This is a genomic window from Bacillus sp. GM2, from assembly GCF_056155945.1.
This window is the reverse complement of the sequence record NZ_JBRKSZ010000007.1, coordinates 1,116,334-1,124,275: the sequence shown is the minus strand read 5'-3', so window position 1 is coordinate 1,124,275 and position 7,942 is coordinate 1,116,334. Positions and strand designations below refer to the sequence as shown.

The window sequence follows — 7,942 nt, the reverse complement described above, 5'->3', positions numbered from 1 at the left end:
AGAATTCCTTTTGTTTTCAGATCCACATGGGCCGCCCATTTTTTAAGCAGCAGGTTAACCACTTTTCATCTCTTTTGTCAGGATTTCTAGCTGTCGACAGATTCATATTCATTTAATAATTCTTCTAGATCTTCCAATGAGAGTTTGTCATAACCGTAGTCAGAGGACGTTTTTTCGGTTTCATGTTTGCCCGTGCAATGGCTGATGACCATTTGCAAACTTTCTTTGAATGCTTGATTCAATTCGCTGATCGTATCTGGAGAATACTCGTATTCGTTAAATGTCGTACTGATCATCAATTGCCGGCCGGCAACGACTGAATCGATTTCAACAGAAGCATCCCTTGCACTTTTTTCTCCGATGCTTTGACCTGCCGAAAGCTTTGACGATGAAAATTGTTCAGTCGTCAGATCATGATCGAGCTCACCAAGATAATTGAATAAGATCGGAGGCTTTTCATCCATTAAAAGCCCTTCGTCTTTTCTCAAATACTTAAGGATGCCGTATCCGATTCCGTTATTCGGTATTTTTCGCAAAGTTTCTTTCACGATCTTAATCATCACAGACAAGTCTGCTTCATCTTCTAAGTCGATGAATACCGGATACATTGCGGTAAACCAGCCGACCGTTCTCGTGATATCCACATCTTGCAAAATATCATCTCTTCCATGGCCTTCCATAAGAATTTTCAGCCTGTTTTCCCCCGTCAGCTGCCTTGAGGCGATCAACAAAGCCGTTAACAGGAGATCATTGATCTGCGTATTGTATGCTTTATGCGCCTCTTTCAGGAGCTGTTCCGTCTCCGTTTGGCTGAGGGATATTCTGAGTGTTCTGCTATTTTCATAGTTATCATGTGCCGCTTGGTGATGTTTAGGGAGGAATGCCATCTTTCCTTTGGATATCTCCCGCCAATATTCTTGTTCTTTCAGGAGCTTTTTGCTGTTTGCGTACTCAGCCAGTTTTTCGGAAAACGTCTTGTACGAATCCGTTTTATAACCGAGCTCTATCGGTTTGCCTTGCAGGGCTTGACCGTATGCCGCTTCAAAATCCTCGAACAATATTCTCCAGGACACGCCGTCTACCAAAAGGTGATGGATCGCAATCAGCAGATGGTCTCCCTCCGTTGTTTTGAACACGCAGAGCTTGATCATTTTGCCCTCGCTGATGGATATGTCTTTTTGAATATTCGTCGCTATCTGATAAACGGTTTTCTCGAGATTTTTTTCCGTTTTCAAATCATAGACATACAGATCGAAGACGCTGTCTTCCAAGCCGCGGTTATGCTGAATGATTTCACCGTTCTTCTCCCGATAGACCATCCGTAATGCATCATGGTGTTCTGTGAGTTTACGGAAAACCTTTTCGACGATCCTTTCAGCAAACCCGTTTTCCCTGTAGAGCATAAACGCTTGATTATAATGGTTTTGCTCCCTTTGATTCGCTTCAAAAAACGACCTTTGCACAGGGGTCAGCGGCACTTGCCCTTGCACGATTTCGCTGGTGCGTGCTTTCGTTTCTTTTTTGACATATTTACTGAGGTGTCTGATGGACGGATTGGTAAACAGATCTTTAACCTGAAGCTTGAGATCGGCTCTTGATAATTTTGAAACGATTTGCAGAGCCTTAATTGAATCTCCCCCGATTTCAAAAAAATTATCGTTGATTCCGATTTTGTCCCTGTCCAGCACTTCCTGCCAAACAGCGGCCAGCTTTTCTTCCGTTTCATTACGCGGCGCTTCATATCCGCTTGCCGCTATGACGTCTCCGGCAGGTTCAGGAAGCGCTTTTCGATCGATCTTTCCGTTTGGTGTGAGAGGCATCTTGTTGATTTGAATAAAATAGGAAGGGAGCATATAGTCCGGTAAGTGATCGGACAAATATTCCCTCAGTTCATTTGCGTTTGTTTTCGCTCGAGCGACAATATAGGCGCACAGGTACTTATGTCCTTTCTTATCTTCCCGGTCTATAACGACAGCTTCGCTGATGTTTTGATTTTCCAAAAGCTTCGTTTCAATTTCGCCGGTTTCGATTCTGAAACCGCGAATCTTGACTTGGTGATCGATTCTCCCGAGGAATTCGACATTTCCATCAGGCAGCCACCTTGCCAAGTCTCCCGTTTTATACATGTTCCCCCCGGCGGCAAAACGATTTGGAACAAACCTTTCCTTCGTGAGTTCCGGTTTGTTTAAGTATCCCCTCGCGATCCCTTCACCGCCGATGTACAACTCGCCATAAACGCCGACCGGCTGCGGGTTTAATGAGGGATCCAATATATAAAATGCTGTATTGTCCAGCGGCTTTCCTATCGGCGTATTCGCAATCTCTGGAATCCGATCCAAAGCTTCCTCATAATAGCCGGAATCGACAGAAGCTTCTGTGACGCCATAGCTGTTGATGATTCTCATCCTTTGTCCGAACCGTTCAACGAGCCACTTATAATCTTTGATCGTGCAAGTGTCAGAACCCATGATCAACAGCTTCATGCTTGAAAAGTCAAGCTTGTGATGATCGATATATTTCATCAAAGGAATGATCAGGCTTGGCGTCGATTCCAACATATGAATGCCGTATTTGTTGATCATGTCATACAGAAGATTCATTTCCAGTTTGACATCATCCGGGACTATATACATTGTTCCGCCGTTGAGAAGACTGCGGCATAAATCTCCCGCGAATACATCAAACGACATGCTGGCAAGCTGGAGCAGGTTAACTGAAAATGATGCCAATTCATAGTGCTTTCTCCAAGTATAGTGGGCATGAATGATATTGCGGTGCTCGACCATCACGCCTTTTGGGTTTCCCGTCGTACCCGAGGTATAGATGACGTATGCCAAATCACCGGGGGAATTAAGATGCTCCAGATTGCTTCCATCCGTGTCGTAAGCATCGGCCTGATCGATTTGGATGATTTCTCCGGCAAAGCTGATGCTGCCAATAAGCTGATGCTGGGTCAGCAATAGATCAGCTCCGCTATCCGTGATGAGATATTGGATGCGCTCTTTCGGAAGCCCCGGATCGATCGGCATGTACGCCCCGCCGGCCTTTAGAACCGCCAATATGCCTGTCAACATCTCCAACGAACGCTCCGCCATGATTCCGACTACTGACTCCCGCTGAACCCCTTTTTGCCGCAATGTTCTGGCCAATTGATTCGCTTTTTCATTTAATTCACGGTATGTCAACATTTGATCTTTGAAGACCGCCGCCGGATGATTCGGTGATTTTTCGGCCTGCTCTTCAAACAGCTCAGAAAAAATCCCTGACGGGTGTTCGGCGTTCGTATCATTAAATTGATACAGCACTGTGTGTCTTTCTTCTTCTGAAAGCATGCTGATGTCGTTTAACGGCTTCTGCGGATGATCGGAAATATCTCTTAGGATATTCACGAAATGCTGCGCCAGCGTTTCGGCGGTTTCTTTTTTATACAGCCTTGTGCAGAATTCCAGGTGAAACGTAATGACGCCTGCGGACTCTGCTGCTGTTAGCGACAAGTCGAATTTTGAAATCTGAAACTCCAAATCGACGGGTTCAACATCCAATCCCTCTATATCAGGCTCTGCATCATCCAGCGCCTGCATATCAAACATTGTGTCAAATAAGGCATTTCTGCTGATGTCCCGTTCCAAATCTAATTTGTCTACGAGTTCATCGAAAGGATAATCTTGATTTTCATAGGCGTTAAACGTATTTTCTTTTACATCTTGCAAATACTCAATGAATGTCCTGCCGCCTTTTGGATGGTTTCTCATCGCAAGGGTGCCTACGAACATCCCGACCGTCTGTTCCAACTCCTCCCGGGTTCGCCCCGCAATCGGCGAACCGACAATGATATCTTCCTGTCCGGTGTATTTCGAAAGGAGTATTGTATACCCGGCCAACAGCAGCATATACATCGTGACTCCGTTTTCTTTCGCTGTTTTTTTCAGCTTATCCGTCAGCTCTCTTTCGATTGCAAATGCGATTCGATCTCCTTCATAACTTTGCATTTGCGGCCTTGGAAAGTCTGTCGGCATGTTCAGAACAGGAATGTCGTTTTGAAAAACGGATAGCCAGTATTCTTCCTGTTTTTTCAACCGGTCTTTTTGCCAGGACTCTCGCTGCCACTCGGAATAATCTTTATACTGGATCTTTAACGGTGCAAGTTCTTTTTCTTCATATAAAGCCGCCCATTCTTTCATCAAGATCCCGATTGACACGCCATCGGAAATGATATGGTGCATATCAAGCAGGAGAATGTGTTCGGCTGCGTTCACCCTCACCAGCTCCGCTCTCAGAAGAGGGGCTTTTTCCAGGTCAAACGGTCTGATAAATTGATTCATCCGTTCCCGAAGGCTGCAATTGTCAAGCTCCCGGTATTTCATTTCAAATGTGACCTCTTCGTTTATGTTCTGAACGGGTTCGCCATTGATGGTCACAAAGGATGTTCTTAAGCTCTCATGTCTTTTGATTAGCGTTCTGAAGGCCTTCTCGGCCTTGTCCGTTTGGAGCTCACCTTTTATTTTCATCGCAAAAGGCATATTGTAGGCGGTTTGGCCTTCTTCGATCTGATTAAGGATATACAGCCTTTTTTGAGCGGAAGAAAGCGGGTAGTATTCTTTCTTTTCCGCTTTTTGAATGTCGGATTGAACTTGTTTTTGTTTTTGTTCAATATAAGCTGCGATGTCTTTAATCGTCGGATGGCTGAAGATCTCCTTTAGCGTCACTTCGACTTTTAATGCCGATTGAATTTTCGCGGCCATTGAAAAAGCTTTCAACGAGTGTCCGCCGATGTCAAAGAAATGGTCGTTAATCCCGATCTGTTCCGCTGGCAAGATGTCCTGCCAGATCGATAAAAGTAAGGCTTCCGTTTGATTGCGCGGGGCTTCATAGCGGGCTTGGGCAAATGCCCTTCGATCCGGCTCCGGCAATGCCTTAAGATCAGCCTTTCCATTGATCGTGCGGGGAATTTGATCAAGCTTGATAAAGCAGGACGGAATCATATACTCCGGAAGGTCCTTCGCCAAACGTTCTTGAACCTGCTCAATATCTGCGTTATTGTTATTGAATGCGATGTAGGCGCATAGATATTTGCTGTTTTCCTGATCTTCCTTCGCCACCACGATGGCTTCATTGATATTGTCGTTCATCAGCAACCGGTGTTCGATTTCTTCCAGCTCGATCCGATAGCCGCGGATTTTGACTTGGCTGTCAATTCTGCCTAAAAACTCGATGTTTCCGTCAGACAGCCATCTTGCTAAATCGCCTGTACGATATACTCTCTCGCCTGATTCGTCCAGCACAAAGGCCGCTTTTGTCAATGTTTCATGATTCAAATATCCCCTTGCGATCCCTTCGCCGCCGATCAGCAGTTCGCCCGGTACTCCAACCGGCTGCGGCCGGCCGTATTGATCTGCAATGTATACCTTATAATTGCTTAAAGGCTTGCCGATAGGAATGCTCGTTTTTTTGCAGTCTGCGCTGCTTAGTTGATAATAGGTAGCGCAAACTGTCGCTTCCGTTGGACCATAGGAATTGTAAACGTCGGCGCCTTTGATGATATTTTCGACGTACTCAAATTTTAATACGTCGCCTCCACTGATAAATTTCATCTGCGGATGAAAGGTTAAGTGCTGATTTTTATCGATTTCATTTAATAGAAGCGGGGAGCAGCTGACAAGTGTGACACGATACTTCCCGATCGTTTTCACCAGTTCATCAATGTTCAGATCGCTTACTTTTCTGCTGATCACCAAGCGCCCTGAGCAAGCTAAAATAGGGTAGACTTCTTCAGAAAATGCATCAAATGAAAAGGATACGACTTGCAAAACTGTATCATGTTCGCTCAAAGGAATCCTTTTCGTAAAAGCATCAACATAATGAACGACATTACGGTGAGTCGTCATGACACCTTTCGGCCTGCCAGAAGAACCCGAAGTATAAATTACATATGCCAAATCAGAAGCCTTGTTGACATTTGGGAGATTTTCTTTGCTGAAAGACCGGGTATCTTCGGCGGTTATCAGTTGACGCCCGTCTATTTTTGATTTAAAGGGCTCCTGGGTAACGACCATATCAGCTCCGCTGTCTTCCAGCATATATTTGACTCTGTCCTCGGGATAATCCGGATCAATCGGCAGATAGGCTCCGCCGGCTTTTAAAATTCCGATAATCCCGATGATCATCTCGAGTGAACGGTCTGTCATGATCGCGACAATTGTATCCGGCTTTACACCCTTCTCTCTTAAAAGCCAGGCCAATTGGTTGGCTTTTTCGTTCAGCTCTCGATATGTCAATTGCTGATCTTCGAATATAACAGCGGTGTGATCGGGTGTTTTTTCAGCCCGCTCTTCAAACAGCCGGCTGAGTGTCTTGTTTTTCGGACCATCTGTTTTCTCATGATTGAATGTATGTAAGATGATGTCTTTCTCCTCTTCCGACATCATCCTAATCTCGCTTAACGCCAGTTCAGGGTGATGAGCAGCGTCTTTTAAAACATTCAAAAAATGTCCGGCCATTCTTTCAACCGTTTCTTTTTTATACAGATCGGTGCAATATTGGAAATCGAATTTCAGGTTGTTTCCATGCAAAAATGCCGTCAGGCTTACATCGAATTTCGCGACATGAAATGGAATATCATACGTTTCAAAATGCCCCCCGCCGGCTTCAGATGCGAAATCATCCGCATGCTGCAGATCAAACATCGTGTCAAACAGCGGGTTTCTGCTCATGTCATGTGTCAAGCCCAGATGTTCGATCAATGCATCAAATTGATAATCTTGATTTTCATAGGCGTTCAGCGTATTGTTTTTGACCGTTTGGACATATTCGCTAAATGTCATGTTCCCCTTTGGCCGGTTTCTCAGCGCAAGGGTGCCGACAAACATCCCGATTGTCCCGTTTAAATCGGCATGCGGTCTTCCGGCAATCGGCGAGCCGACAATGATATCCTCTTGTCCGGTATATTTTGACAGCAGAATGGTGTAGCCTGCCAAAAGAAGCATGTACATTGTAACGCCGTTTTTTGCGGCGATCGTCTTCAGTTTTTTTGTGGTGTCCTGATCCAATTCCACAACCGTTCTGTTTCCTTGAAAGCTTCGGATTTTCGGTCTCGGAAAATCGAGCGGCATATTCAATACCGGAATGTCTCCCCGGAAGGTATTGAGCCAATACGCTTCCTGCTTCTTCAACCGGCTCTGCTGCTCGATGTCTCTCTGCCACTCTGAATAATCTTTATACTGAACCGCCAGCGGAGACAATTCTTTGCCTTCACAGCAGTCGGCGAATTCCTTCATTAAAATTCCGATAGAGACGCCGTCTGAAATGATATGATGCATATCAACCATCATCATATGCTCAGCTTCATCCACTTTTACGATTTCCGCTCTTAAAAGCGGGGCTTTTTCTAATTGAAAAGGTTTGATGAAACGGCTGATTTTCTCCTGAATGCTTTGATCCCCCAACTCGCTGTATTCAAGTCGGAACTCGGCTTCCTGTTCGATTTTCTGCACCGGTTCGCCATCGAGCATGACAAAAGAAGTTCTTAACGATTCATGCCGTTTGATGAGTGCTTTCCATGCCTGTTCAAGTCGGCTGATTTGAACTTCACCGTTTATTTTTACCGCCAGCGGCATGTTATAGGCCGTTTTGCTGTCATCAAGCTGATTTAAAATGAACATCCTTTTTTGTTCCCTTGACAAAGGGTAGGTTCCGCTTTTAGACGGCGCCGCTTTCGGAAAGCTTCGCTCAATGTCCGTTTCGCCCGCTTCCAGCGCTGCGATGATGTCTTCTTTATACCGCTTGATTTGCTGTTTTAAGTCAGCCGTCAATAATTCTTGAGGACCGATGATTTTGATTTTTCCCTTGTTATGGTATAAGGTGATATTTTTCTTTTTCAAATCATTTATGAAGTCCATTATGCTCATACTCATCTCACTCCATTCGTCAGACTTGCGGCCAATAT

General features: G+C 45.0%; 1 protein-coding gene. It reads right to left on the bottom strand.

Annotated features, from left to right (window positions below; genetic code table 11):
* Positions 1-86: 86 nt before the first annotated feature.
* Positions 87-7,904 (bottom strand): bacitracin non-ribosomal peptide synthetase BacB, encoded by a 7,818-nt coding sequence (bacB, locus tag ACVC9U_RS06655; protein ID WP_441390346.1) that lies wholly within the window; start codon positions 7,902-7,904, stop codon positions 87-89.
* Positions 7,905-7,942: the final 38 nt, after the last annotated feature.